At 38.5% G+C, this 1,055-nt stretch carries 1 protein-coding gene; it reads right to left on the bottom strand.

The features are described 5' to 3' along the window. Positions 1 to 1,055: FlgD immunoglobulin-like domain containing protein (locus AB1414_21465; GenBank protein MEW6609980.1), on the bottom strand; the 1,055-nt coding region annotated here is incomplete at both ends.

Consider the following 1,055-nt stretch of genomic DNA (forward strand, 5'->3'; position numbering starts at 1 on the left):
ATAGTAAAGATGGATTTTGCTACTCCACATGAGATAAGCCCTGTAGCAGTAATAGTCTTTAATCCATAAGGTTGTGAATCGACAGTAAAGGCAGCGGTAAAACTACCTTGAGCATTAGTAGTAGTCAAGCCAATAGTCAATATTGTCCCAAAATCTATCCGAATTGACTCTGAAGGAAGATAACCTTCACCTTTTATGGTCACCTTTGTCCCAATCGTGCCTGAAGTAGGTAAAACTGAGGTTATCTTCGGATTTATTAGTTGCAGGGTGATAGTTGCTTGACTTTGATTAGAAACCATATCTTCAGCCCTGATAATTAAACTCTTTACTCCACATGAGACAGAGCCTGGTATTGTAGTTTTATAAGTATAAACTTCATCATTGGCGATTTCATCCCCATATGTTCCATCGTCAAACATCGGTTGATTGGCATTATTTAAAATAGGCATAAGGTTAATAGTAGCAGAGGCGACTACATTGACATCTTTGATTTGAGCCGTTAAAGTTATGGTGTTACCGACTATGACTGTTTCAGGTGTTGCCTTTTGATAAGAGATTTGAGGTGGTGTGTTATCTATCCAGACACTACCTTTTTTCTGTGGGGCATGGTAATTCAAGGCATTGACAGCATTTATGACATAGGTATATTCACCATCAGCGACTATTCTGGCTGAATCATCTTTGCCATCCCATACCTTTGTCTGAGTGCCTGCAGGTCTATCTTCATTGACTAAATTTCTTATCAGATTTCCATCTTTATCATAGATATTTATGGTCACATGGGCTGTTTCCGGGATAGTGTAGCTAATTGTCGTAGTATCAAACTTACCATCGTCATTGGGTGAGAATAATGTAGGAGCGGCGGAGACATCGGTGATATAAGTGCTTATATCAAATATTTGAAGGTTATTGTTATTGGAATCAACCACATAGAGTTTGTTTTGATGGATGGCTAATTTTTGTGGGGTAAGAAATCGTCCTTTACCTTGCCCCATACTACCAATAACTTCCAGATGATTACCAGATGGATCAAATTTCTGTAGCCTATGATTATC

This window comes from bacterium (assembly GCA_040755795.1).
Classification (GTDB): Bacteria; UBA9089; CG2-30-40-21; order CG2-30-40-21; family SBAY01; genus JBFLXS01.